Raw genomic sequence first — 24,885 nt, forward strand, 5'->3', positions numbered from 1 at the left:
TTTACTTCAACCGGTAGCTGATACTTCCGAGCAGCGCCCAGTTCCAATCGCTGTCACCGAAGCCGTCATCAATGTAGGAAAACTGAAACTCCGGGTTGAAGGACAGGCTGTTCTCAATGTAGAAGATATAGGTGCTCTTCAGGTCGAGTCTCAATATATTCTCAAGACCATCGGCCGTCGGGATTTCGTAGTTCAGCGCCAGGCTGTTGTACCAATCGATTCGATTGGATAGCTCATAGTCGACACGGAACAAATCACCCAGGTGGTAGACGGGATCGTCCTCGAGGACCGTTGATAATGTCGCCTCATTCAAGAACTGGAATTTGAGGCCCACCGGTCTCGTCCACAAGAAGCGGCCCGAGATGCGCGGATCGCCGCTCTCACCGTCAAAATCTGAAAGCTGGGCCCCCACGCCAAGGCGCGCCACCCAGCCGTGCCAGCGCTGGGCGGTGGGCTCGTCGAGGATTTCCTGGATCCGAATGATTCCGATAGCTCCCAGTCCTTCATGCGCAAGGACACCGCTTTCACGAATCACCCTCTCCATCTCTTCATACCAATACTTTCGATACTCGACGGCTCCGTACTGGCTGCGGAATTCCCCCTGACGGTCGATTATGGCCGCGACATCCAGAAGGGTTTGATCCGGCATGTCTTTGGTAATGACCCCGTACTTCTTGAAGTCCTCATTCATTCGAATGGCCTGCTTGAGGACGGTGGCGTTGATCGTACGGCCATACCCGGCGCCGACTTCCACATCCACGCGTGGATCATCCGCATCATCCTGGTAGGCCAGCTTCCGGTACTCGACCTCCACGGCGCCGAAACCGAAGAAATTCGAAGGCTGCTTTAGATACTTGTCGGCTGTAGTCGAGGCCAGGATATTGAAGGCATCCTGAGACTCGGAATCTTCTTCGATGCCTTTGGAAAGGGAGAATCCCCCCAGGATACTGAGGTCGTAGCTGAACGGCAAAGACCGGTAATTCAAACCGTAGGAGGCCGTTCCGCCAATTGTATAACCAACCTCCGTCGAATCAGCGGAGTTGCCGACCGCATTGAACAAACCGTTGACGAAGGCCTGTTGAGTTGTGCTCTTTGGGAACTCGTAATCGGTTAAGGATATGGCTCCTGCTTGGGTGGATGCGCACACCAACAGGGTTAATAAGGTCGCAAGAAACAGAGGTAGATACCTCATGATTGTTCTCCTTCCGAGATTTTTGCTCCGCACTCATGGAGCGTGGAGCTGCTCTACCGTGGGAATTTATAGACGCCGATTGAAACATCCCCCGCGGCATCCGTGAACTTGACAGATCGCTTTCCCACAATCGCTTTGCAGCCAAGGCTGAATGTATCCCAGGCACACAGGAAGTCAATTTAAAAAGAGCTCCCCAGGCTGGGATCTAACATATTGTCATCGAGTACTTTATAAATACCATTGCACTGGAATTTCGATTTGCGCGGGCCAAGGGAAGGTGTGTCTGTTGCAGCAAACCGAAGTGGGCGGAGCGCTTTTGATGTGGGGATCAAAAGGATGCTATGATGCTTGCGGACTGGCGGGCAGCTTGTGAGAGAGCGGGAGGAGAAGCTGGTGAATAGAGAAAAGCGAATTTGGAAGATAGTGAAAGGAAACGGACCCATTGTGGCGGCGGCGGTCCACGACGGGCATGAGATCCGGCCGGGTTTGAGAAGGCTGATGGCTTTAAGTGAAGAGGACCGGTTGCGGGAGGAAGATCCCTTCACAGGTTCATGGACGGATCTGGCACCAACGCGGATTATCGCCACACACTCCCGATTCCAGGTGGATCTGAACCGGCCCCGAGAGCGAGCCGTGTACCGCTGGCCGGAGGATGCATGGAACCTTCAGGTTTGGAGGAACGAACTTCCGGAGGATGAGATAAACAAGTCTTTGGACGGGTATGATGCATTTTATGGTGATGTGACCAACCTTTTCGAGGGTTTGGCTGAGAGGTTCAACCGCTTTGTTGTTTTCGATCTTCATTCCTACAACCATCGGAGATCCGGGCCGGACGGGACGCCGGCGGATCCGGAAGGGAATCCGGAGGTCAACATTGGAACGGGAACGATGGACCGAAGCTATTGGACTCCCGTGGTGGATCAGATTATCGCCAGCCTCCGTGAAGTCGACTTTCTCGGCCGCCGGCTCGATGTTCGGGAGAATGTTAAATTCAAGGGCGGCCACTTCCCGCGCTGGATTCACAAGACATTTCCTCTCACGGGGTGCGCTGTGGCCATTGAATTCAAGAAGTTCTTCATGAACGAGTGGACCGGTGAGCTGGATCGGGAGCAACATGGTGCGATTCACGAGGCTCTTCGGAGTTGCGTTCCCAGGGTCCAGGAGACTCTCTCGAGGATGATTCGGGGATGAGCAGAACGACTCCCAATGTGAACCCGGGATTCGAGGAATTCTCGGATAGGGATATCTCAACCGTTATACAAAGGCTGGCAGAGAACAAACGGGTGCGCCGCAAGCTGCCCATTTGGGGGCGCATCCACATCGACCGCCAGCTGCCCTTCCTGTGTGTCTATCGCCGCCCCATAGCCGGGCACGATCACGGGACGGATCGGCTTGTTCTGAGCGAGGCGGCCTATCTCAACGCTCCAGGGGAAAAGCGATTCCAGAGAAACCTCGCAAACTTGGTGGAGCGGTTGGCCTCCTTGATGATCGACCGCTTCGGGGCTTTTCTGGTTCTTGAGCTGTGGTCGGAGAAGAGCGCTGAGGCATCGGATGATAACCAGCCTCGTATCCCGTGCTTCCGAATTCTCCACCCTCCTGATGTGGAAATCGAATCGACGATTAGAGTGCTCCAAGAGGGGCTCATGGCTCTCCGGGCGGCGAAGCAGCGGGCGGTCATTACCACACAGGGGGCTCGAAAGATTGCACCGCCCGGGATGATGCCGCTCTTACCCGTACATCGCCTTCAGGAACTCGGAGGTTACATCCTCGGTCTCGAGATCAAGCCCGTCTACTCCGACCCGGAGAGCGGGGATGTGTACCCTCTGGTGCTTCGGGCGTTCCGGCGGCAGCTGAGTCATATTCTTGATCGCGCGTTTTTCGAGTTCACCCGGAAGCATACGACCCATCACCCTCCCCATTTTCACTCGCTGGGCCGGCGGGCTGTTGTTAAAGCTGTATGGGATGTAGACCGCGCCCTTGCGGCCGTCAGCGACTCTTTCGACTTTCTCTACCAGGTCACCCCGATGAACACCGAAGAGGCGTGGAAAACTTTTCAGCGAAAAGGGTTTGAGAAGGAGCCGGTCTTCATCTACCGTCCCTCCACCATAGATCCGGGTCTTGTGAAGCGTGATCTCTATGGTATCCGTATGGAACGGATAGAAGATCCGACTCTGCTGAATCTTTTCATGGGCAAGCAAATGGAGTTGGATCGCCAGCTGACCATGCTCAATGATCTGGGAACGAAAAAGTTCATGTACGCCAGCCTCCAGCTCCACGGCGATGTATCGACCTCGCTGGTCAATGTCGCCAAGGAGATCTTAGAGGGCGCGCCCCGCCGAAGCCGCGGTGAGTCGGCCGGGGGCGGCTTGACGGCGCCGGCCTTCGCTGAGAAAGCGGCGGCCGAGATCGCCCGATATGTACGGAGATATCCTGAGTTTAAGGCGAAGGTTCAGGTCTCGAACGAAATGTACTCCGGGCTGCTCGTGTCCCGAGGGAAGCTGCTTGTTGGAAAGGAAACCCGGATCCCAGCGCACCGAGCCGACGCTCTTATACAACACGAGATCGGAACGCACCTCCTGACTTACTACAACGGGCAGGCTCAGCCATTCAAGATGCTCTACACCGGCCTTCCCGGGTATGACGAACTGCAGGAGGGTTTGGCGGTGCTGGCGGAATATCTTGTCGGCGGCCTCACGTCCGAGAGGATGCGCGTGCTTGCCGCCCGCGTCATGGCGGCCCGGGCGCTGATCGATGGGGCCACTTTCGTCGAAGTCTTCAGGCTCCTGGAGAGGACGTATGAATTCAGCCGCCTCACCGCTTATACGATCACCATGCGCGTTTTTAGAGGCGGTGGATTCACCAAGGATGCCCACTATCTCCGGGGTCTTCGGGGTATTCTCAACTACCTTGCCAGCAAGGGCGATTTCGAGATACTCTTCGTTGGTAAGATTGCGCGGACCCATGTTGGAGTGATCAAGGAACTGCTTCTACGTCAGATCCTTAAGCCCCCGCCGCTCTACCCGCATTATCTCGAAACACCGATGGCCCAGTCCCGGCTGGAGACTCTGCGTCGGGGATTAACGGTTCTCGATCTTATGAAGAAGAAATAGAGAAGAGAAGGGAGTAGAAAATGAGAGTTGGATTCATGGTAAACGACATCGATACGGAGCAGGCGGGGTATACAACGATCCGCTTGGCCATGGCGCTCATCAATCGCGGACACGAAGCCTGGTTTATGGGCGCCGGCGATTTCGCCCTGGATCCCGAGGATAAGGTCAAGGCCCGCGCCCGTACGGTGATCGGGAAAAAGTATAAATCATCCGAGGTTATAACAGCCGACCTTCAAGGGAAGAAGCGCTCGAGAATTGAGCGCATTACAGTGGACGATTTAGATGTCCTGATGCTGCGTAACGATCCATCAACAGAGCCCGGCTTCCGTGCTTGGGCCCAAACCTCGGGTATCAATTTTGGCCGGGTCGCCATGCGGCATGGCGTCATTGTCCTAAACGACCCGAATGGATTGGCCAAGGCCATGAACAAAATGTACTTCCAGCTGTTCCCCGAGGAAGTGAGACCGCGAACCCTCATCACCATGGATCGCGCTGAGATCAAGGCGTTTATCGAGGAGATGGGGGGGACGGCCGTTCTGAAGCCGTTGCAGGGATCGGGCGGCAGTGGCGTCTTTCTGGTGAAGCCGGAGCACAAAGCGAATCTGAATCAGATGATCGAGTCATTGACACGGGATGGCTACATCATCGCGCAGGAATACCTCCCGTCCGCGTCGGAGGGGGACACACGCTTTTTTGTCATGAACGGCCGGCCCCTGCGGTACAAGGGAAAATATGCGGCCTTCCGGCGCGTGCGCACGGGTGACGATATGCGCAGCAACATCCACGCGGGCGGAAAACTCAGAGAGGCCGTGATTACGGATGTTCATCTCAAGGTCGCGGAGATCGTCCGCCCGAAACTGGTGCAGGATGGAATGTTTCTCGTGGGACTCGATATCGTCGGAGACAGGCTGATGGAGATCAATGTCTTCAGCCCGGGTGGCTTGGGCAGCGCTCAGAAATTTGAGAAGGTGAATTTCACCTACGCCGTCATCGATGCGCTGGAAAGCAAGGTCAATTATATGCAGTACTACCGAAGGAACTTCGCCAATGTAGAAATGGCAACGCTGTAGGGCCACCGAGTTCAATATCAGACGACCGGGCTTTATCACCAAGTGGGGAAACGGAATGGACAAGCTAAGCCGCTGGTGGGGGGATTTCCCGTTTGAAGTGGATGAGCGAAAGCATTGGCAAATCGGACCATTGAGCTTGTCGATTCGCCGCAGCTCCCTGGAATGGCGCATCATCCACAACCAAGAGCCTGACCCGCTGAAAGACATCTTGATTACCGCTGAGCCGGTGGGAACCGAGACCTCTGATGAGGTGGAGTCCATGAACCGCTTTGCCTTTCGCCGTACCCCCAAGCTGTTGCGGCTTCTTCCGGCACTCGCCGATCGGCCGATTGTGGTGAAACCCGCGACTCCTCTTTTCTTACCGCCGGGTGAAGAGGTCATTCTCTATGTCAGCACCGCGTTATGGGTCCAGATCCACGTCGGCAAGCCCTGGAGTCAGCTTCAAGAAACAGCCACATTCCGGCCCACCGACACCTGGTTCGGCCCCTCGACGATCACTGGAGAATTGTGTTATGGGAGCAGGACCAACGCGCGCCTGCGGCTTGAGGATCTTCCCATCCGGTCGCACCGGGCCGTCTCGGCCGTCACGATTATAAATAGGGCGAAATCGGCTCTGTCCCTTGAAAAGCTGAAGCTGCCCACACAGAACCTTTCTCTTTACACCACGCCGGCTGGACATCTTTGGACGGATGCTCTCATTCTCGAGCGCGAGCAGGATGATGAGCAGGCCAATGTCCGCCTGAGTGAGAAGCATGTGCCGGCAGGGTCTAAAGTTGTGAATGAACCGCGTCAACAACTCGAGAAGGGCTTCCTGTTAGAAGCTTTTGGTGGATTATTCGGTAGGAGAGCGGAGAAAGAAGATGACCGGATTTCTGGAAAGCCTGGGTTTGAGTCAGATATTGACTCCCGATCGGCTCGTCAGCTTGCTCAAAGCGGTGCTTACGCTCATCATCGGTGTACTGCTGGCGCGCCTTGCCAGCTCGGCGGCCGCCAAAGTCATAAAGGGCCGGATGAGCCTGCACGAGGCCGTCATCGTTCGAAGGCTCGTCTTTTACATTTTGACGGGACTCGTTCTCGCGACCGCACTTCACCAACTGGGTTTTCAACTCGGTGTCCTCCTGGGCGCAGCAGGAATTCTCACCGTGGCCATTGGTTTTGCATCCCAAACCTCCGCCTCAAATCTCATTAGTGGACTTTTCCTCATCGCCGAGCGCCCTTTTGCTGTGGGAGACTTGGTGATGGTTGAAAATACAACGGGGATTGTACAGTCTATTGATCTCTTGTCGGTTAAACTCCGGACATTCGACAACCTCTTCGTACGGGTTCCAAACGAACACATCATCAAGTCGATCGTTACAAATGTGACCCGCTTTCCGATACGGCGAGTGGATATCGAAGTGGGCATCGCCTACAAGGAAAATGTCGAGAAGGTCAGGGGAATCTTGTTTGGTGTCGCGGATCGAAATCCTCTTTGCCTGGATGATCCCAAGCCCATATTGATTTTCATGGGCTACGGTGATTCGGCTTTGGAGTTCAAGTTCTGCGTGTGGGGCGCCAGCGGAAATTTCCTGGATCTGATGAACTCGATAAAAGAAGAGATCAAGGTTGCCTTTGATGACCAGGGAATTGAAATACCGTTTCCGCACCGGACATTGTACACGGGCAGCGTAACGGAGCCATTCCCCGTTCGTGTTGTAGAGGAATCAAAGAGCTAGGCCTGGTGAGGCCTGCTCAAGGAGGTCAATATGTCACGGTTTTTTATGGGCCTGCTGGCGATGGCGATGATAATGATCCCGGCGACCGGCGCACTGGCGCAGGGAAGTGATGGGTTGCAGGGCATTCAGAGTGTTTATGTCCTCATCCAGGACCTTCCGGAGGAACTGGCAAAGGACGGTCTAACTCAGGAGATTCTTCGTAAGGATATGGAAGAGCCCATCCTGGCGACCGGACTCCGCGTGCTTTCTCTCGAAGAATCGATGGAGGCCCGCCCGGATCAGGGGATCCTCAGGCTCGTCATCATGTCCCAACCCGTATCGGAAAATAATCGCATCTATGCCGTGCGGTTGGATTTCAGGCGTAAGGTCATGATCGCCGGCCAGCCTGAAACGCAGCTGATGGCCAGCACCTGGCAGGCGCTTGATATCGGCATGACGCCCATCAAAGATATGCTCGAGATTCGAAGCGCGGCACGCGACCTGGTGAGCAAGTTTGCTGCGGATCACAGCAATGCCAATCCCAAAGTGCCGGGGAAATCTTCGAAGTAGGCATCCAACGAAGACCGGCCGATCGAAGCGGCCGGCGGGAGATCCCAGGCTTCCGCCGTCAATCGCCCCATCGCGCGCGGAAGCCCCGCACATCGACGTGGACGAAGGGTCCATGGTTCTGCGTTTTCCTGTAGCGGGCGAGTCCTCCCAGGAAGTGCTCATAGAAGGGCTTCCCGTAAAGAACATCCACGATGTCGTAGAGAACGGCCGCATCCCGGTAGTCAATCTCTCCATCGTGGTTCAGGTCATCCATCACACCGTTGAGGGGATCGGCATCGATGAAAATATCGGCGGCGCCTCCGTAAACGTGCCGGCTGTATTTGACATTTCCGATACTCTTGTTGTAGTAGGGGGTCCTGTATCCGCTCATAATGTTAAATGTACCGCAATGAATACCGGCTTCGTTTGTCTTCCGTAGAATCAGCTCCAGCTTGAGAACCAGCTTTTCTTTAACAACGACATACTTGGGGCTGCCGCCTTCCTGATGGCACAGGAACTGCCCAATGTTGAAGTGGGGGGAAACCAGTGTCTTTTCGTTCTCCTGCGTTACCTCGATGAAGCCGCGGGGGGCCTCATAGATCTTTAAATTTTTAAGGGGAATCTTGGGATAATCTCCGATCCGATACCCGTTAAGATAGCCATTTTTAACATTACTCGAGGGGACCATGACAAAAACATTGAGGCTCATGGAATCACCGACATCAGGGTGGTGGATTCGAATATGGTAGAGACCTGGGACTTTGGGAGCCGTCCAAGTAAGCGAGAAGTCTTTGGAGCAGGACGCTGTCAGATCTCCTTCCAGGCGCCACGCGCTTCGGGGCTTGGGATCAAGATCGAAGGACACCAGCTCATTGGGGAGGAGATAAATGGCAAAAGTATTGTATGGATTCTTCATCCCCTTGAACTTCAAGTTGAAGTCAGCCCTGCCGGTTTCGTAGGGAAGCGCTGATCCTTGCGATGCCGGAGCGGGCGCCGGCGCACAAAGTATCGCTACAAACGCCACGAAAGATATTGCCGGTCTTCGTGACATCGGCTTCCTTTCCAGAGCTACTGGACCGGGGGAGGCTCCCGCAGGGCCTCCAGCAAAAGGCGGTCGCGGTCATAAATATCCCGCCTGAGGTGGCAGCGGTTGGCCCGATCGACCCATGCCGTCCAGTAGAGGAGGTGGACCCGGATCGGATGTGGCAGAGAAACCGTCCGCTCCCGTCCTTCCTGCTCCACTTTAACAATCTGTTCAGGCGTCCACTGGGGATCATCACTCAAGAGATAGTGGGCGAGTTCCACCGGCTTTTCTATTCGGATGCAACCGGAGCTGAAAGCACGCTCAGCCTTGGCGAAAAGACCCTTGGCGGGTGTGTCATGGAGGTAGACATCGAATTTGTTGGGGAACATAAATTTCACCAGCCCCAGCGCATTCTGCGGACCGGGATCCTGGCGGAATCTGTAGGGCAATCTCTGCGCGCTCATGCCGGCCCAGCGGACCGTCGACGGATCCACCTCCCGTGCGTCGGCGCCCCACCCCGAGTAAACTCGGATCTTCTGCGCCGCCAAAAAACCCGGGTCCTTCTGCACCTTGGGAAGGATGTCCTTGGAGGCGATCCCCGGCGGGACATTCCAGTAGGGGCTCATGACGAGGTAGGTCATCATCGCGCTGAAGACAGGCGTGCGCCGTTGATCCTTCCCGACGACCACTTTCATTGTCAGGATGGTATCGGCGTTCTGTACAACGAACAGATGAAAATCAGCGACATTGACGAGGAGATATCTTGTTCCCAGATCCTGCGGCAGCCAGCGCCAGCGTTCCAGATTGAGAAGGATCTTCTCGACCGTCCTCTCCACGGGGATATTGAGCGCCCCGATGGTTTTCTGACCGACAATTCCATCCACATCCAAGCCGCGTAGCTCCTGAAAATCCAAGACCGCATCGCGGAGCGTTGCGTCAAAAGCCTCGGGGTCGGCGGTCATTCCATCCGCCAGAAGATTTTCCGCGGCGAGACGCCGGCGGAGCTCTTGTACACGGCCGTCAATGGAACCCAGCTCAAGCTTGGGGCCCGGGGAAACGGTGGGCCATCCGCCCTGATCTGATATTCGGCGGTAATGAGCCAGCGCGGTTTTCAGTCGCCTGTAACCGGGACCCATCGGGAGCAAGGATGGCAGTTCCTCTTTGATTCCCGCCCCCTGAAGCGCTTTTTCGAGGACTTGCGCCAGGTCCCCCTCCCGGCGGGTGGCGATCCATTCCGGGTCCAGGGTCTCAGGATTGACCCTCCCGGAAAGGAGGTGGGAAGCGTATACAAGAAACCCGTCTGTGAGCAGAAGTTCGAGATCGACATAGAGATCCGGGCCTGCCCCGCCGGGCGTCCGCGCCTTGTCGAGACGCGTTGCGATTCCCTCCAGATGATAATCCTCCGGGATGAGACCCTCTTGATAGGCGCCGCGAAGGGCTTCCAAAAGATCCTCCGCCGCGGTGGTGACTCCGCGGTCATCAATCCAAGCCGGCGCAAAGGTTCTTTCCTGATAGAAGCGCGGGAGCGCCAGGGAAGCGTAGATCCGCTCCTCCCCAATCTTGATATGGGGAGGAACTCCGGCGGATTCTATTCGGCGCCGCAGGGACTCGCGCACGATCTCCGCGAGGTTCGGTGTAGTAACCATGGTTTCATTTCCCGATGGACCTTCGGGAATGGACAAGGCGACCAAGGATACCGCGATGATAATGGCCAAGGAATGCCATTTGATCATTTGTTAAAGACCCTTCTCGACCATGAGTTGGGCGAAGTCGGCCAATCTCGCGGAGTATCCCCATTCATTGTCATACCAAGCCAATACTTTAGCCACGCGGTCTCTCAGGACAAGCGTGCTCTCGGCATCGACAATACTGGAATGCGGATCACCGATGATATCCCGGGAGACAAGGGCTTCGTCGGAGACCCGGAGGATTCCGGCGAAGTGGTCTTCCTGGGAGGCGTCGCGAAGGGCTTGGTTGACCCCATCGGCGGATACGGTGGACCCAAGGGTCGCCACGATATCGGTAATCGATCCATCCGGGACCGGCACCCGCAGCGCCATCCCATCCATGCGGCCCTTAAGATCGGGAATGACCAGCGCTGTTGCCCGGGCGGCGCCTGTCGTCGTTGGAACGATCGAGAGGCTCGCTGAGCGTCCCCGCCGGCGTTTCCGCGTGGGAATATCCATGAGCGACTGGCTGGATGTATAGGCATGCACCGTCGTAATCATGAGATGCTCCACTTTAAAGCGGTCATGAAGAACCTTGGCGACGGGAGCCAGGGAATTTGTTGTACAAGATGCGTTGGATACAATGTGATGGCGGCTGGGATCGTAGGTTTTATGATTAACGCCCAGGACGAAGGTCCCATCCGCATCGTCCATGGGCGCTGAGATGATGACCTTCTTTGCGCCGGCCGCCAGATGCCCCGCCGCCGCCTCTCGTTTTCTGAAGACGCCGGTGCACTCGAGCACGATGTCGACGCCGATACTCTTCCACGGAATCTTCTTGGGATCAGATTCCGAGAAGAAATGTATGTTTCGATCTCCAACCTGGATGGAATTATTCTCATCACTGACCTTCAAAGGATACCATCCGTGTACAGAGTCGTACTTCAGGAGATACGCCAGGTCGCCGATGTCGGCCAGATCGTTAATGCCTACGACCTCGACGCCCTTCCTCGACATCAGGTGTTTAAGCGTGCAACGGCCGATGCGCCCAAAGCCATTGATTCCTATTTTCGTCATTGGACATTACCTCCAGTTGAATTACAGGGGACTCCCTTCCACCAGCTTCACTTTCATCATGCTCACTTCCAGCGGGCGCTTCAAGATGAACAGGGCATGATCCTTGCGCAAATGGTACCATTCCCTAATATCAAGTGTATAAACCCTATCTGAAGGAGGTTCTGACCATGAGATGTGGCGGCAATAATGCTGTAACTGAATTTAGGGGATGGGATTGCAGCCTCCAGCGACGGGGTCCCGCTTGTCTGTTCCTGGTAATTTTCAGCCTCGCTTGGCGGGGTCCGGCATACGCCGCTGAGATTTCCGGATACCATTTTGACAACGAGATGATGGTTGAGGGAAGTTCTCTGATGCTCAGAAGCCTCGCGATTAAGGAAGCTACCTTTTTTAAGATTGACGTATACGCCATCGGCCTCTACTTTGCGGGTGGCACACTCACCGCCGAGTCGATCCTCGCTCCGGGCGGGACCAAAGTTCTCATGATGAAGTTCCTCGTCGATGTCACCGGCAAGAAGCTGGGCGACTCCTGGATACGCGACCTCGGAGCCAGCTGTGAATCGAACTGCGATTCCTTGCTGACCGCGGCGGGGAAGATCGCCGGCAATCTTCCGGACATCAAGAAGGGTCAAACAATTACCTATATTGTTTTCCCATCACGGGTTCAGATTTTGGTGAACGGCTCCTCCATCGGGTTCTTGGAAGGAGCCAACGCCTCTCGAGCCGTCCTGGCCGCCATTTTCGGAAAGAGAGCTTCAAAGCGTCTCCAGGACAATCTCCTGCGTCCGTTGCCGCAATGATGCTCTACCCGGTGATTTCACCAAACGAGTCTTGATGAATGCGAAATCGATGGGGGATGTGTCCATGAAAGTGTTCCTTGGCCGGCTCAGGAGCCGATTTCTCGCTGGTGCTCTCTTCATCGTGCCCCTTGTCGTTACGATTCTTGTTCTCCAGTACATCTTTCGCACACTCGATCAATTCTTGGGTCCTGTGGCGGCCGAGATTCTGGGTCGTCAAATCCCCGGGGTCGGCATTCTCGCAACGATCGGTCTGGTCTTCCTGGTGGGAGTTTTTGTAACGAATCTTTTAGGCCGGCGATTGTTCCACCTCGTTGAACGCCTCATGACGAGCCTCCCAATGGCAGGGTCCATCTACAAAGGCTCGCGCGACATCCTGATGGCCGTCGCCGCACCGGAGCGAAAAAGATTCAGGGACGTTGTGATGCTGGAGTACCCCAGTGAGGGCAAGTTCTCCTACGGATTTGTGACAAGCTATATGACCCGGGAGATGTTGGGGGGGAGCGAGTCTATCGCAAACATCTTCATCCCAAGCGCGCCCCTTCCCACAAGCGGCCCCCTCGTGGCTGTTCGTGTCGAGGATCTCATGTATCTCGATATGTCCATTGATGACGCCCTCAAGATGATCGTCTCGGGAGGGATCGTGACCCCCAAGATCATTCGTATCAGGGAGCATCCTCTTGATGGGGATATGGAATAACTATGAATGAAGTCATATAGGGGATTCCGCCCGTGATCCTTCAGTTCGCGCTTTTCCTTTTCGGCCTGGCTCTTCTGTTGGCCGGCGCCCACATGCTTGTTGACGGATCGTCAAAGCTGGCCGGAAGCCTTGGGGTTTCCAGGCTCTTCATTGGTCTCACTGTCGTCGCATTCGGTACGAGCGCTCCGGAGCTGGCGGTCAACATCCAGGCGGCTCTCTCGGGAAAAACAGACATTGGATTTGGAAATATCGTCGGTTCCAACATCGGCAATATCGGTCTCATCATCGGCGTCTGCGCTCTTCTGCGCCCCCTCACCATCGAAGGGATCCTGGTGCGCAGGGAGATCCCCATGATGATCCTTGTTACCCTCGCAGGACTCGTCCTAGGTTTTGACACACTCCTACGAACGGGGCCGGGGATCTATGACCGGTTCGATGGACTGATGCTCCTTCTTCTCTTTGGGATCTTTATGTTTTACACCGTCGCGGGAGTTCTGCGGAAGGAAACGATCGATCCGCTGCTCGAGCAGACGACTCAAAAGGCGGCGTCTGGAATCCAGCGCAAGCTCTCCGCCAATCTGGCGCTCTCAGGACTCGGTCTGATCATGCTCATTTTAGGGGCGCATCTTTCCACCGGCTCCGCTGTGCATCTTTCGAAAAGCCTGGGAGTGCCACCCGCCGTCGTTGGGCTGAGCCTTGTGGCCCTGGGAACAAGCCTACCCGAACTTGTCACGTCTGTCGTTGCGACCTGGAAGGGGCACACGGACTTGGCCGTGGGCAACATTGTGGGATCGAATATTTTCAATCTCGGCTTTATTCAGGGCCTCACCGCGCTTATCAAGCCGGTCGCTGTACCCAAAGGAGGGCTTGCCGATTTGTGGGTCATGATGGGTTTCGCCGCCCTTCTCCTGCCCTTTGCCATTACGGATAGACTGCGGATCGTACGGTGGGAAGGAGGCGTTCTTCTGACCGCGTATGCGGGTTACATGACCATCAGATTTCTTAGCATGCCCTCTCCCTAAGGACACATCGGCGCCGGATGGCAATGTCTACTTGCTCCAACCCACTTCGATTCCCGACGTGCCCTGGGTTCCGGTCAGCGTTTGGAGTTTGAAGTGTTGAGAGAGCATATACTCAAGATTGATATAGAAGCTGGTCGCTGAGTCGAGAGCTTGCTCATACTTGAGGAGGGCGCGAGGCGTAAGATACTTGCCGACAATGAGAGTGCTTTGAGTATCGGTTCCCTCGGCTCTCCGTATGGACATCATATCCACACCCAAGCTTCGAGATAGCCGCTCTTCGAGCTTCGCTAACGGGTAACTTGCAGCGACATCAATGGCCCGGCTCTGCAAGAGGTCCATCTGGTTTGAGCTAAGCTCTCCCAGAGGCCGCCCGAAGAGCAGAAAGGCCATAATATCACCCTCTGTCATTTCCGGATCTGAACTGAACGCCAGCTCGGGTTGTTGGGCCGTGCCGCTGAAAAGGGTCGTTATCACGGCATCTCCGACGCGGGCGCTGAGAACAAGGTCGATGGATGGATCGATCTCGTCCCCGCCGAAGAAAACAACCTTTCCACTATCGATACTGAAAGTGCGGCCCAGAAAGATCAACTGCCCCCGAACGGCGCTAAGCTCGCCGGTGATTGTCGGCAGTGTCCTCCCCTTTTGCGCCACGTTTAATTCACCCGCAAGCTCTACATCAAGTCCTCGTCCACGAATCCAAAGCCCGGAGGGAATAGAAACCGCCACATTCAAGTTCATTTCCAATAGTTTCGGGGGCTCCGACATGCCATCGGCTTTCGGTTTCCCGGGAGAGCCTGGGGATGACTCCTCCAAACTCACAGGATGCAACCCCTCCACGCCCCAGAGTAAGGCTTCACCGTCGATGGGATGAAGCGCTCGTTTTTCCTCGGGGATGCGAATCACACCGTTCAGGATTTCAATCTGGCCTTCGATTTCCGGCTTCCTTCCAGTGCCCGATAGCTTCACGGTTGCGTCCGCAACAGTTCGTGAGCCATCCGCCGTCGAAACTCGGAATTTGCGGGCCAGAAGTCCGCCGCTCAGATCCGGATTATTCGCTGGACCGGAGGCTGTCAGTTGCAGCCCAACATTGCCGCCGATTTCAACATCGGGGGGCAGAAGGCCGTTGAAATCGGAAAGGTCGAGTTTTTCCGCGTTCACGGACGCTTCCATGGGCCGGCCTTCTGGGATCAGAAATGTATAGGGGTGAAGAGAGAAGCGTATGGGAAGGCCGGCCTTCGCCGTCAGGATCTCTTTGTTATCTTTGAGGAAAGTTACCGATGATGTCAGGGGCGATAGCATGGCCATCCGCATCGTGGCGGGCTCACCTGTGAATCCGTGGGCCCATGAGTTCGAATCCGCTGCCGCTGAGCCGTTGAGTTCACCACTTGCATTCAGGCTATACGACGACAATCTGGGCCAGCCAGGGAATGCAGCGCGAAGGGTGAGTTCCCCTGTCGGTTTTCCCAGAGTGCCCCCCAGGACAACCCGGCCGTCAAGTTTCACAATCCGCTTTTCTTCTTCCGCTCCCGCCGCCAGATATTCTAATGGGATCGGGGCGTTCTTCAGGGTGAGCTCGGCGAAGAGATCTCCCGCCCCGAAGTCGGAGTGGAAAGGATGGATCGAAAGGATCATGGGCAGGGCGGTCTTCCCGCTGAGAAGGATCCCCGAGGCATTCCCCACACTCAGGCTTCCCCGAACGGCTCCTTCATGCGCATCCAGAATCAGTCTGGCCGCGAGATCCCTTCGATCCGCCAGATGGAATCCGGTGATCTCGATATCGCCATGCAACTCATTTCTCCCATGGGCTTCCAGGGTCATGTCCAGCTTCTGCGGCCAGAGATCCGCGGGCAGATTTAAGAAAGGAGGTTTTTCAGGAAGGAGTGTGGCGATCTCAACCCGCAGGTTTGAGCTATCGGGCGCTAGGAAGCCGTCGGCGCGGACCTGTCCCATGCCGCCGCGCAGGTCGAGCTGCGAAATGGAGAGAGTGTGGCTTGCCTGATCGAAGCCGAACCGGAAAGGATGTAATGACGTCAGATCCCGGCCGCGGACAACCCATCTAAGTGAGTCGAGATCAACGGCCAAATCCGGCCTTATATGAACCCTCAGTACGTTGAACATTTCGAGGTCGGGTCCCGAGGCCATGAGGGTCAGCTGTATGGGAAGAAGAGAATCCGCGCCGGAGGCAGCCCGCACCGTCACCTTGTCGAGCCGAATACGGTCCAAATCTACTCCCTTCCCCGCCGTCATCTGTGTTTCAACCCGGCCGTGCTGGTAGGACAGGTCGCCGCTTATCTCGGGTACGGCATACCGTCTATAGCTCCCGCCTCCCTTGAAACCCACTTTCACATTCGGGGATTTCATGGCGCCCGATAGATTCGCATGCACAGAGACGGATGCGTTCAATGTGGAGTCCCCAAGGGCGCGGCGCAGGAGCCCCTCATTAGCTGCTTCGAGTTGTGCTTCCAATGATAAACTGTCGGCGAAGATGGCTCCCTCGGCTTTCAGATCCAAGCCATCGAGTCGTAGGGAGAGGGTATCTATGGATGTCACCGTCCCATTGGTTTCGACCACGATCCTTCCATCCTCAATCCAGTCCGTTTCCTTGAGATCGAGGGTCGCCGCCACTGAGGATTCGGCAGGCTCATTGCGCGACGCGATATGGAAGCGGCCGCGCACCGGGCCGAGATCACCGATCTGCGCCTGGGGCGGGAGGAAAAGGGGTCCCCAGACGCGCGGCCCTGGAAGGATAAAGCGGCCCCCTGCCTGCAGGTTCCGCTGATCGCCTTTGATTGTAAAAGTTCCGTCGGCGATAATGTTAAACATCTCATTCCGGCGCCAGCGGGCGGCCAGTGAATCCCTCACATGGTTCTCGAGGGGAAGACGGGACATCAGCAGACGGGGCGGTTCCGGCCATGACCACGACAGCCGGAAGGACCCCGCTCTTGAGGAGGAATAACGGCCGCCGAGGGTCGCGTCCCCTAAAGCGCCGCGAAGGGTGACCCCGGAAACCTCGGTTTCACTTGTCGCGCGCTGCACGCGAATCGTCGCCTCGGGCTTCGACGGGGGCTTTGCCACAGTGTCTCCCCCCGTTTCTACAATATAGATGGGAGCCATGTGCACGGTGAGGGTATCCGACAACAGAAGCTCGGCACAGGTCTGCGCCATGAGGCCCATGGCGTCGACTTCGAGTTCCAGGGATGCCGCCTCCCCGGGCCGGAGCTGATAATGAACTCTCACCTCATCCACGGTCAGGGATCCGAAACGAAGCGCTGCCAGAAGATCTGTTTCAACTGCGGGAGCCTTTGTTGAACCCGTTACAACCGCCTTCAGATCGGCGAAGAGGCTGTCAGGCCAGGATGCCTCAGGCCGCAATCTCTGCAGCAGGGCCGTTCCGCGCAGATGCGCCTCGGCCTGCGCCCAAATGGAATCGGGAGCCAAAGTACCGAAGGCATCGATATGCATGTCCGAAAAAGCCAGCGATAGTGTATCGGCTTGGAAGGTGTCATTGCGATAAGAGAGTGACGCCCGCCCGCCATCGATCCATGAATTGGGAGCGATCTCGATTCGCAGGGAGGTCTCCGGTTTGAGCCCTACCTTTACGGTCCCTTTGCCCGAGATTTTGATACCTTCGAGTGGAGGAAGCCCCTGCACAAAGCCGGCGAGTTCGGGAATTGCAGAGATGTCCTGAATCCCGGGTGTGTGGAGAACGAGGTCGACGTCAAGCGTCTCAGGCATGATGCCTTTGCGATCCACCCGGATCGACAGGTCAACACCCCACGCATTGTCGTCTAGGACGCCTTCTTCGCCCGAGAGGACGATCCTGATCCTGTTATCTTGGGAAGAAGAGAGCGCCAGGGCTATCGTCTGTGTCCCGAATTGTCCCAGAATGCGCCCCTTCGCTTGTCCTCGTCTCATGTCGACTTGCAGCTCCCCTTGATCAACGCGCCATTTTCCATCCGTCTGCTTGGCGGAGCACTGATTCAATGTCACATCGGGGGCGTGGCCCTTGAGGAGGTCGATACTGCCTCCGAGGATGATTTCACTCATCATGAGGTTTTTGGTCCATCGGATGCGCGTGACGCTCAGCCGGAACTGATCCACGGCGATAGAGGGCAGGGCTGGGATCTCCCCAGCGCGGGGGAATCCGGATGAGGCCCCGTGCGCTTTCTTGGGATCTTGTGGTGTTTCCCCAATCGTAAGAATAGATTGTATAGCCTCCACATCTGCAATGACCCCGAGCATGGAAAGTTCGGAGACCTGAATATCCCGGCGCAGGAGCTGCAGGGGCATGATCGAGATCCGCAGGGAATCGGCGGCAAGAAGTGTATCTTCCGGCGTCGTCCATAGAATCCCTGAAATCGCCACGGAATCCAGAGCACGCCACCTGGCGCTCTTGACGGAAAGGCTGCCCGGAGCAACTTTGATGACACGGCGGATTGTATAAGCCAAGATCTCGTTCCGGATCGGCGCCACGGTCGAGACGAGCACGCCGGCGAGAAGCCCGATGCCGACGAGCACGATCAGCAGAGTGAGGCCGTACCGGAGGGCTCGGCGCCGGCGGCTCTCGGATCGCTCTCTATCAGTATCGCTCGTCATCATCCCTGCTCATTTCATGTCATGGGCTGCCACTAGAAGGGGTTTCCAATACTGATATGGATGACCGTCTTGGGCTGCATGGGGACCTTATCCGTCAGCCTCCTGCCGATATCGAGTCGAATGGGGCCAACCGGAGTCTGAACCATAATGGCCGGGCCTACGGCGATTTCCAGATCATCGAGGGATGCCTCTTGCCTGCGCTGCCAAACCTGCCCGGAGTCAACAAAGAGCGCCCCCTTGAAGCGCCAGATGAGGGGAAAGCGGATTTCCGCCGCCGCTTCGATTTTTTCCTCCCCACCCAGGGGCGTTCCACTCTCATCGACGGGGCCCAGCTGTCGGCGTTTGAAACCGCGCATCGATGTGGCTCCACCAGCGTAGAACCGCTTGTTGGGGAGAAGAACCTTAGAACCACTCGTGGGCGCCCCGAGTCCCCATACGATCTTTGTCGCCAGGACGACTCCGCTCAGGAGACTGACATAAGAAGACGCAGAAGCCAGGCCAAGAATATAATGGTTCTCCGACACCGCCCCCGGCAGTCCCCATTCGATATTGATCCCGCTGATCGTGCCGCGGGTTGGGTAGAAGCGGGTGTCGATCGCCTCCCGGTTCCATCCGAGGGAAATAATGCTCAGGAGTCCGGCGCCTTCTACAGAGGGATCCTCATCGGGGATCTTGGCTTCTACATTAATACGCGACACCGCCACTCCGAGTCTGGCCGCCGTCATCGCTGAGAACCGGTATCGGATGGCAAATTCACCTTGGACACCCAGCAGGTTGTAGCTCTCTTCGCGCTCCCGATTCAACGAGGCATTGAGGATTCCCCGGGTTTGAGATCCGAGAAGCGCCGGCCACCAGGTTGATGCCCCCACGCTCTGTTTGAAACGTGAGGCCGCTCCCCTCAGTTCCGCTCCTCGGCCCTTTTTAAAGAGATTCCGGTGCCCCCATCGGCTGTATCCCCGAAGATAATCATCGGTCCAGAAGCCGATCCCCGCTTCGGCATAGATCATGTCTCTCTCCACAAGATCAGCTTGTACATTCAAGCGATCAGAGGTTGAGGGAGCGGCCGCCACCCGGACGCGTCGAAAGAGTTCCAGGAGCCGCAGGTTCTCCTCGGCCATGTGAAGCCGGGTCGGAGAATAGATTTCGCCCGGTTGAATGTCGATGGACTTGCCGACAAGGGCTTTAAGATCCTCACGAGCGCCGTCGATCAGGATATCTCCGAAGAAACTCTTGGGCCCTGGTTGTACATTAAACTGCAAATCGACCCGTGTTGTGTCGAGGGGAGTGATCAGGGATTCGACCTTGACCGAGGCGTAACCGGCTCTTTGCAAGGCCAGTTCGATGGACCTTGCCGCCTGCTGCACGGGCGCATCTGAGAAAGGCGATCCCTTGGTTAAGCCAAGGGAGGCGGTGGCGGCGCGCTCGAGCGCTGCGGGAACTCCGGTCACGACAATGTCATGGATCAGGATACGCGGACCCGCTTGCGCCTCTAGAATAACCCTCACCCTGCTTTTCTTTACTTCGGGTTCGAAGGATGCCGTCACACGAGCCTGCGGATATCCATGACGCGCCAAGTAGAGCCGGGCTCTCTCAAGATCTTCCTGCAGGATTGTGGGGTAGAAGGTTGGCCTGCGTGTTTTCAGGAGTTGTCGGCGGGGCGTCAAGGCGAGCCCCTTCTCCAGGCCGCCGACGAGAGCCGGGTCCACGCCGCGGATGTCCAAAGACGATACGAACCAACCCTTGTAGGCCGACGGATCATCGCCCGCCTGCGCCGCCCCGTGAGAGCAGAGGCAGGCCAGAACCGTGGCCAGAAGAGCGGCGGCTCCACGGAGAATGGTGTGTCTTCCCGGACGTTCCGTCATTATCATGGCTTTCGGACGCGCGATACCCGTTGAGAGGAGATTCGTTCACTCATTTTGTAAGAGTATGCCCTCAGGACGGAGAGATAAAGCCATCTTGACGCGGAGCCGCTTCAATGAGGAGCCGTAGACGATCATGAACAGAATAGGGATAGTATTAATGGCATGGGTTATCAGCGTCGTTTTCTGGCCCGATACATCGATTGCGGATCCGTCAAATCGGGTGCGAGGCCTCGTTTGGATCCAACCGGCCCTTGGGTGGTCGGTTGGAGATGATCGGGTCAGTGGCCAAATCGATGCGGATATCAGCATTTACGATATCCCGACCATCGGACCTATCAGCGCGACCCTTCCTGTCAGCGCCGATGTGATCTTTGAGGATCCCACCGGCATTCTGGCCGGGGGAGAGCTGAGCGTCGGGCGCTACGGACTCGAGGTCAATCTGATCTACTTGCCGGAGGCGGCCACGGTGCAGGGTGGCGTGAAGATGTGCGGGGGGCTACTGACCGATGCCGAGTGCGATCTGCTCCGTCTGTTGGACCCGTTGGGGTCAGGGATGACGGTGCCGGATGATCTGATTGTAGAAGACCAACTCGGGAATTTAGCTGTTACGGTCGGCGTTAACTATCACCTCGTGGCGGCCAAGAAATGGGATATCTGGGCGGGCCCGATGATTGTCTGGTCGGTTTGGGACACATACGATTTCTCGGATGTTCAAGTCCAGCTCAGCACGTCGCTGGAGAGCCTGCTGGCGCAGTTCCGCTACTTCGCGGGCGACGACCTCGACCTGCCGGGCGGCAGCGGAAGATATAGGGCGGGCGGATTAAGCGCCGGTCTCGCCTACCGTTTTGGCGGGTGATGCGCACGCTGTCGTGGGTTCTATGGGGTGGAACTGCGTCATCGACCGACCGTTCAGAAACATCCAGGATGGAGACTTTCACAAAACTGGATGATGATGATAGGTTGAAGGCCACAGCTCCTTTCTTGATGCAACGCCGGCTATCATGCCCGATACTCAAAACACATTCCTCACCAGCCAATGATTAGGGAAATCCCGCGTAAACATTATCTTCCTTTGGATCGTGAATGGATAAGGGTTGGGGTCTTTTCCACACTATTGATTGAGCACAACCCTTCCGCACAGGGCATTCCAGTCTCCGCAGCGCATCCCCAAAATGCCGGCGAGTCATTGTTTTTCAAGGAGAAATGTGATAAAATCAATATGTTCTGTAGGATAGCATTTTTCCTTCCGGCGCAGATCGATTCGATGGACATTTTTAATGCGCTGCTGGGATTCGACACTCATCTGGGCGGTCCCCGGGACCTTTCCCGGCCAACATGTCTCTTCCGGTATCAGTTTAGACCGGTAGCAGTTTGGAAAGGATAAAAGGATGCGCAAAGCTCGACACATTTCATTGATGCTCCTGCCGCTGGCCCTTCTACTGGCCGGCGGGACGGCCTCCTACGCCTTTGTTGAAGTTGATGAAGCACCCCTTCAGATTTCTCGACTCGGTTGGGTGGAGGAGGGAGGGCTCTTAATCCAGCCCACCGAGAAATCCAGCCTGGAAAAGAGCTCCGCGCTCAGCGCCTTAACCGAACGGTATGGAGGGAATTGGCGGTTTAACCGGAATGCGATCACCGGCGGTTTTCATACGATTTATGGATCCGGATTCCAATTCGCCGGGTCCATCAGCACGAGCATGGATGCGGAACAAGCCGCTCAGACTTTCGTTGCCGCCAATCCGGATATCTTCGGCGCGGGATTGGATGCATTGAAAACGGCTGAGATCCGGAACGGTGTCGGCAAGTGGGTTGTTCATTTCGACCAGGTCGTCAATGGCGTTCGAGTCGTCGGCGGGCGGGCTCATGTCGTCTTCACCGAGTCGGGCCGGATTTTCGCCATGGGCTCCGATGTTTACCCCAATGTCCTTGATAGGATGGGAGGCGCGACCCCGATTCTGTCTGAAGCCGAGGCGATCTCCATCGCAAGCCGCGATATCGGTTTCTTGGATGGCACCGACATTGTCACCCACCATGAGCTGGTCATTCTGCCCGTGCGGGAGGATGCCGGCGAGCTTCTCGAGCTCAACTACCGGCTTGCCTATAGACTTGATCTATTTGTGATAGACCCGCGCAGCCACTGGTCCACCTATGTGGACGCCCAAAGCGGCGAGATTCTCTGGCGGGAGAGTCTGATCCGCACGCTTGATTACACCGGCCACATTCAGGGCGATGTGGAGTGGGACGGCTATTGCGATGGTTACACAAATAACTACCCGGTCGAGGAGATGATAGTCAATATCTCCGGTGTCGGATCGACGATTTCTGATACAAACGGAGACTTCACCCTTTCGTACGGTGGAACCGACACCAGAACCGCCACGGCCCGGTTCCTCAGCCAGTGGCTCAATGTGGACCGCTATACAGGAACAAACGCGCAATTCAGCGGCTCCATCACACCCGGGAACTCTTTAACCATTGACTGGTCAAACTCAAACTCCCTTCCAAGCGAGCGGGACTGCTTTGCCTATCTCAACCATGAGCATAGTTGGCTCAATGAGGTGGATCCCTCTTTTACCGGCATGGATTACGAGGTACCCTGTTCGGTTGAGCGAACCGATGGCTACTGCCCTGGAAATGCCTGGTACGACTACTACGGCGTCAACTTCTGTTCTGAATCCAGCAGCTATGGCAATACCGGCCGGCTGGGAGATGTGGCCTACCATGAGTATGGCCACGGTATAACCCATGAGATCTACAACCCGAACGATCCCCCGAGCGATCTGCATGAGGGGAACTCGGATGTGGCGGCTCTTCTACTGACAAGGGAGCCCCGGCTCGGGCTTGGCTTTTATTTGAACAACTGCACCTCGGGCATCCGCAATGCTGAGAACTCGCTGATCTATCCGGATGATCTGACCGGAGCGGGTCACACCGATGGGCAGATCATCTCCGGCTTTATATGGGATTCCTGGCAGGCTCTTATGGACGCCTTCCCCTGGGAATATGCCGATGATGTGATTGCCCACGATTGGCATTTCGCGCGAATGCTCGGCCTGCCGCATAATATGCCTGACCAGATCTATTGGACCTTCGTGGCCGATGATGATGACGGCAATCTCGACAACGGGACACCGCATCACGCCTATCTTTGTGTTGGCGCGACCAACCACGGCTTTGACTGTCCTGAGATTATCAGCCCGATTTCTATTGTGCACACACCCGTCACAGAGCAGACAAGCACCACAGATCCCACACTGATCACCGCGAATATATCCTCCTCCTCACCGATTAATGAGAGCGCCTGCCGTGTCACCTACAGGGTCGATGGCGGCTCCTTCTCAAATGTGGGTATGACGAATGTGGGCGGTGACGACTTTGCCGGCTACATCCCGGCCCAGGCTGCTTGTACATTCGTTGAGTATTATATTTACGGCGAGGATGACAATGCTTTCTCCGCGACCCATCCGTCCAACGCCCCCGTGTCACTCCACGGCTTCTATGTGGGGGAGATTACAACCGTCTTTGAGGATGATTTTGAAACGAACCTCGGATGGAGCGTCGGTGATACGGGTGATGATGCCACGACAGGTGTTTGGGAGCGTTGCGATCCCCAGGGCACGACGGCGCAGCCTGAAAATGATCACACGCCGGCACCGGGTGTGAGCGCCTACATTACACAATGCGCCGCGGGTTCAGGCCAAGGCAGCTATGACATCGACGGCGGCAAGACCACGCTGATGTCTCCCGTCTTCGATTTATCTTCTTACTCGAGCGCCACCGCGAGTTACTACCGCTGGTATTCCAATGACACCGGCTCGGGAGCCGGCGAGGACTACTGGGTTGTCCAGGTCACCGATGACGGATGGTCGACTTGGGCGACGCTCGAAAATACAAATGTGACGAACCGCAGCTGGCTCCAGATGCAATTTGATCTGGGCAGCCTCGTGAACCTCAACCATCAGGTGCAGTTCCGGTTTATCGCCAGCGATGAGGGTACCGGCTCCATCGTCGAGGCGGGAGTTGACGATTTCATGATCAGTAGCTGCGGGGGCGCGGTTTCCGATACGGAGCCGCCGGAAGTAACCGTCGTCGCGCCGAACGGCGGAGAAGAGATCAACGCGCTGAGCGCTTATACGATCACCTGGACCTCCAGCGATAATATCGCTGTCACGGGAACGATCGTGTTGCTCTCGACCGACGGCGGGTCGACCTATCCGGACACGCTGGCGACCTTGGCCGGCGAGACGAGCTTCGAGTGGGCGGTGCCCGATGTCGATGAGCCGGACTGCCGCATCAGAGTCGTCTGCGTCGACGCCGAGTCGAACGAGGGCAGTGACATCTCCGACGCCGACTTCCGCATCATCCCGCATGATGGGACAGCGCCGGAAGTAACCGTCGTCGCGCCGAACGGCGGAGAAGAGATCGACGCGTTGAGCGCTTATACGATCTCCTGGACCTCCAGCGATAATATCGCTGTCACGGGAACGATCGTATTGCTCTCGATCGACGGCGGGTCGACCTATCCGGA

The 24,885-nt window shown here is 56.4% G+C and carries 16 protein-coding genes; 10 read left to right on the plus strand and 6 right to left on the minus strand.

Annotated elements, in window-relative coordinates; all coding sequences use genetic code 11:
- Position 1 precedes the first annotated feature (1 nt).
- Positions 2-1,192, minus strand: a complete 1,191-nt coding sequence (locus KJ970_09595; protein MBU2691172.1) for a hypothetical protein — start codon at positions 1,190-1,192, stop codon at positions 2-4.
- A 444-nt stretch (positions 1,193-1,636) separates the two neighbouring features.
- Here KJ970_09595 and KJ970_09600 point away from each other — a divergent pair, with 444 nt between their 5' ends.
- The 5 genes from KJ970_09600 to KJ970_09620 all read left to right on the plus strand — a co-directional run bounded on the left by KJ970_09600 (position 1,637) and on the right by KJ970_09620 (position 7,636).
- The gene (locus KJ970_09600) at positions 1,637-2,383 is read left to right on the plus strand and encodes an N-formylglutamate amidohydrolase (protein MBU2691173.1); all 747 of its coding nucleotides are present in this window, start codon (positions 1,637-1,639) and stop codon (positions 2,381-2,383) included.
- Entirely contained in the window at positions 2,380-4,302 is a 1,923-nt protein-coding gene (locus tag KJ970_09605) for a flavohemoglobin expression-modulating QEGLA motif protein (GenBank protein ID MBU2691174.1), read from the plus strand. Before KJ970_09600 ends, KJ970_09605 begins: the two co-directional genes overlap by 4 nt.
- 20 nt (positions 4,303-4,322) lie before the next feature.
- Positions 4,323-5,372, plus strand: coding sequence for a glutathione synthase (locus KJ970_09610; GenBank protein MBU2691175.1), 1,050 nt, complete (start codon positions 4,323-4,325; stop codon positions 5,370-5,372).
- A gap of 860 nt (positions 5,373-6,232) precedes the next feature.
- The gene (locus KJ970_09615) at positions 6,233-7,087 is read left to right on the plus strand and encodes a mechanosensitive ion channel family protein (protein ID MBU2691176.1); all 855 of its coding nucleotides are present in this window, start codon (positions 6,233-6,235) and stop codon (positions 7,085-7,087) included.
- Positions 7,088-7,117: 30 nt separating this feature from the next.
- The gene (locus tag KJ970_09620) at positions 7,118-7,636 is read left to right on the plus strand and encodes a hypothetical protein (GenBank protein MBU2691177.1); all 519 of its coding nucleotides are present in this window, start codon (positions 7,118-7,120) and stop codon (positions 7,634-7,636) included.
- Positions 7,637-7,694: 58 nt separating this feature from the next.
- Here the strand turns inward: KJ970_09620 and KJ970_09625 are convergent, their stop codons facing one another.
- Genes KJ970_09625 through gap form a run of 3 tightly spaced genes read right to left on the minus strand, consistent with a single transcriptional unit; the run spans position 7,695 to position 11,383 of the window.
- Positions 7,695-8,666: a peptidase M15A gene (locus tag KJ970_09625; protein MBU2691178.1), complete on the minus strand. Its 972-nt coding sequence runs from the start codon at positions 8,664-8,666 to the stop codon at positions 7,695-7,697.
- A 17-nt stretch (positions 8,667-8,683) separates the two neighbouring features.
- Positions 8,684-10,372, minus strand: a complete 1,689-nt coding sequence (locus tag KJ970_09630; protein MBU2691179.1) for a L,D-transpeptidase family protein — start codon at positions 10,370-10,372, stop codon at positions 8,684-8,686.
- Between the two features lie 3 nt (positions 10,373-10,375).
- Positions 10,376-11,383 (minus strand): type I glyceraldehyde-3-phosphate dehydrogenase, encoded by a 1,008-nt coding sequence (gene gap / locus KJ970_09635; protein MBU2691180.1) that lies wholly within the window; start codon positions 11,381-11,383, stop codon positions 10,376-10,378.
- Between the two features lie 167 nt (positions 11,384-11,550).
- Between gap and KJ970_09640 the strand changes: the two genes are divergently transcribed.
- The 3 genes from KJ970_09640 (at position 11,551) to KJ970_09650 (ending at position 13,899) form a co-directional block, all read left to right on the plus strand.
- Complete coding sequence (locus KJ970_09640) at positions 11,551-12,180, plus strand: chalcone isomerase family protein (protein ID MBU2691181.1); 630 nt, start codon at positions 11,551-11,553, stop codon at positions 12,178-12,180.
- Between the two features lie 64 nt (positions 12,181-12,244).
- Positions 12,245-12,877: a DUF502 domain-containing protein gene (locus KJ970_09645; GenBank protein MBU2691182.1), complete on the plus strand. Its 633-nt coding sequence runs from the start codon at positions 12,245-12,247 to the stop codon at positions 12,875-12,877.
- Positions 12,878-12,909: 32 nt separating this feature from the next.
- Positions 12,910-13,899: a calcium/sodium antiporter gene (locus tag KJ970_09650; protein ID MBU2691183.1), complete on the plus strand. Its 990-nt coding sequence runs from the start codon at positions 12,910-12,912 to the stop codon at positions 13,897-13,899.
- A 27-nt stretch (positions 13,900-13,926) separates the two neighbouring features.
- Here KJ970_09650 and KJ970_09655 read toward each other — a convergent pair whose 3' ends face one another.
- Positions 13,927-18,498, minus strand: a complete 4,572-nt coding sequence (locus KJ970_09655; GenBank protein ID MBU2691184.1) for a translocation/assembly module TamB — start codon at positions 18,496-18,498, stop codon at positions 13,927-13,929.
- 29 nt (positions 18,499-18,527) lie between these two features.
- Positions 18,528-20,357, minus strand: a complete 1,830-nt coding sequence (locus tag KJ970_09660; protein ID MBU2691185.1) for a BamA/TamA family outer membrane protein — start codon at positions 20,355-20,357, stop codon at positions 18,528-18,530.
- A gap of 157 nt (positions 20,358-20,514) precedes the next feature.
- Between KJ970_09660 and KJ970_09665 the strand changes: the two genes are divergently transcribed.
- Both KJ970_09665 and KJ970_09670 read left to right on the plus strand, forming a co-directional pair.
- Positions 20,515-21,213: a hypothetical protein gene (locus KJ970_09665; GenBank protein ID MBU2691186.1), complete on the plus strand. Its 699-nt coding sequence runs from the start codon at positions 20,515-20,517 to the stop codon at positions 21,211-21,213.
- A 532-nt stretch (positions 21,214-21,745) separates the two neighbouring features.
- The coding region (locus KJ970_09670) for a PepSY domain-containing protein (protein ID MBU2691187.1) at positions 21,746-24,885 on the plus strand (3,140 nt) is incomplete at its 3' end.

This window comes from Candidatus Eisenbacteria bacterium (genome assembly GCA_018831195.1).
Taxonomy (GTDB): domain Bacteria; phylum Eisenbacteria; class RBG-16-71-46; order CAIMUX01; family JAHJDP01; genus JAHJDP01.

Coding starts and splice junctions, on each gene's coding strand:
- KJ970_09625 (MBU2691178.1), bottom strand. CDS start 8,666: ATGTCACGAAGACCGGCAATATCTTTCGTGGCGTTTGTAGCGATACTT.
- KJ970_09630 (MBU2691179.1), bottom strand. CDS start 10,372: ATGATCAAATGGCATTCCTTGGCCATTATCATCGCGGTATCCTTGGTC.
- KJ970_09595 (MBU2691172.1), bottom strand. CDS start 1,192: ATGAGGTATCTACCTCTGTTTCTTGCGACCTTATTAACCCTGTTGGTG.
- KJ970_09660 (MBU2691185.1), bottom strand. CDS start 20,357: ATGACGGAACGTCCGGGAAGACACACCATTCTCCGTGGAGCCGCCGCT.
- KJ970_09655 (MBU2691184.1), bottom strand. CDS start 18,498: ATGATGACGAGCGATACTGATAGAGAGCGATCCGAGAGCCGCCGGCGC.
- KJ970_09620 (MBU2691177.1), top strand. CDS start 7,118: ATGTCACGGTTTTTTATGGGCCTGCTGGCGATGGCGATGATAATGATC.
- KJ970_09605 (MBU2691174.1), top strand. CDS start 2,380: ATGAGCAGAACGACTCCCAATGTGAACCCGGGATTCGAGGAATTCTCG.
- KJ970_09645 (MBU2691182.1), top strand. CDS start 12,245: ATGAAAGTGTTCCTTGGCCGGCTCAGGAGCCGATTTCTCGCTGGTGCT.
- KJ970_09610 (MBU2691175.1), top strand. CDS start 4,323: ATGAGAGTTGGATTCATGGTAAACGACATCGATACGGAGCAGGCGGGG.
- KJ970_09615 (MBU2691176.1), top strand. CDS start 6,233: ATGACCGGATTTCTGGAAAGCCTGGGTTTGAGTCAGATATTGACTCCC.
- gap (MBU2691180.1), bottom strand. CDS start 11,383: ATGACGAAAATAGGAATCAATGGCTTTGGGCGCATCGGCCGTTGCACG.
- KJ970_09665 (MBU2691186.1), top strand. CDS start 20,515: ATGGCATGGGTTATCAGCGTCGTTTTCTGGCCCGATACATCGATTGCG.
- KJ970_09640 (MBU2691181.1), top strand. CDS start 11,551: ATGAGATGTGGCGGCAATAATGCTGTAACTGAATTTAGGGGATGGGAT.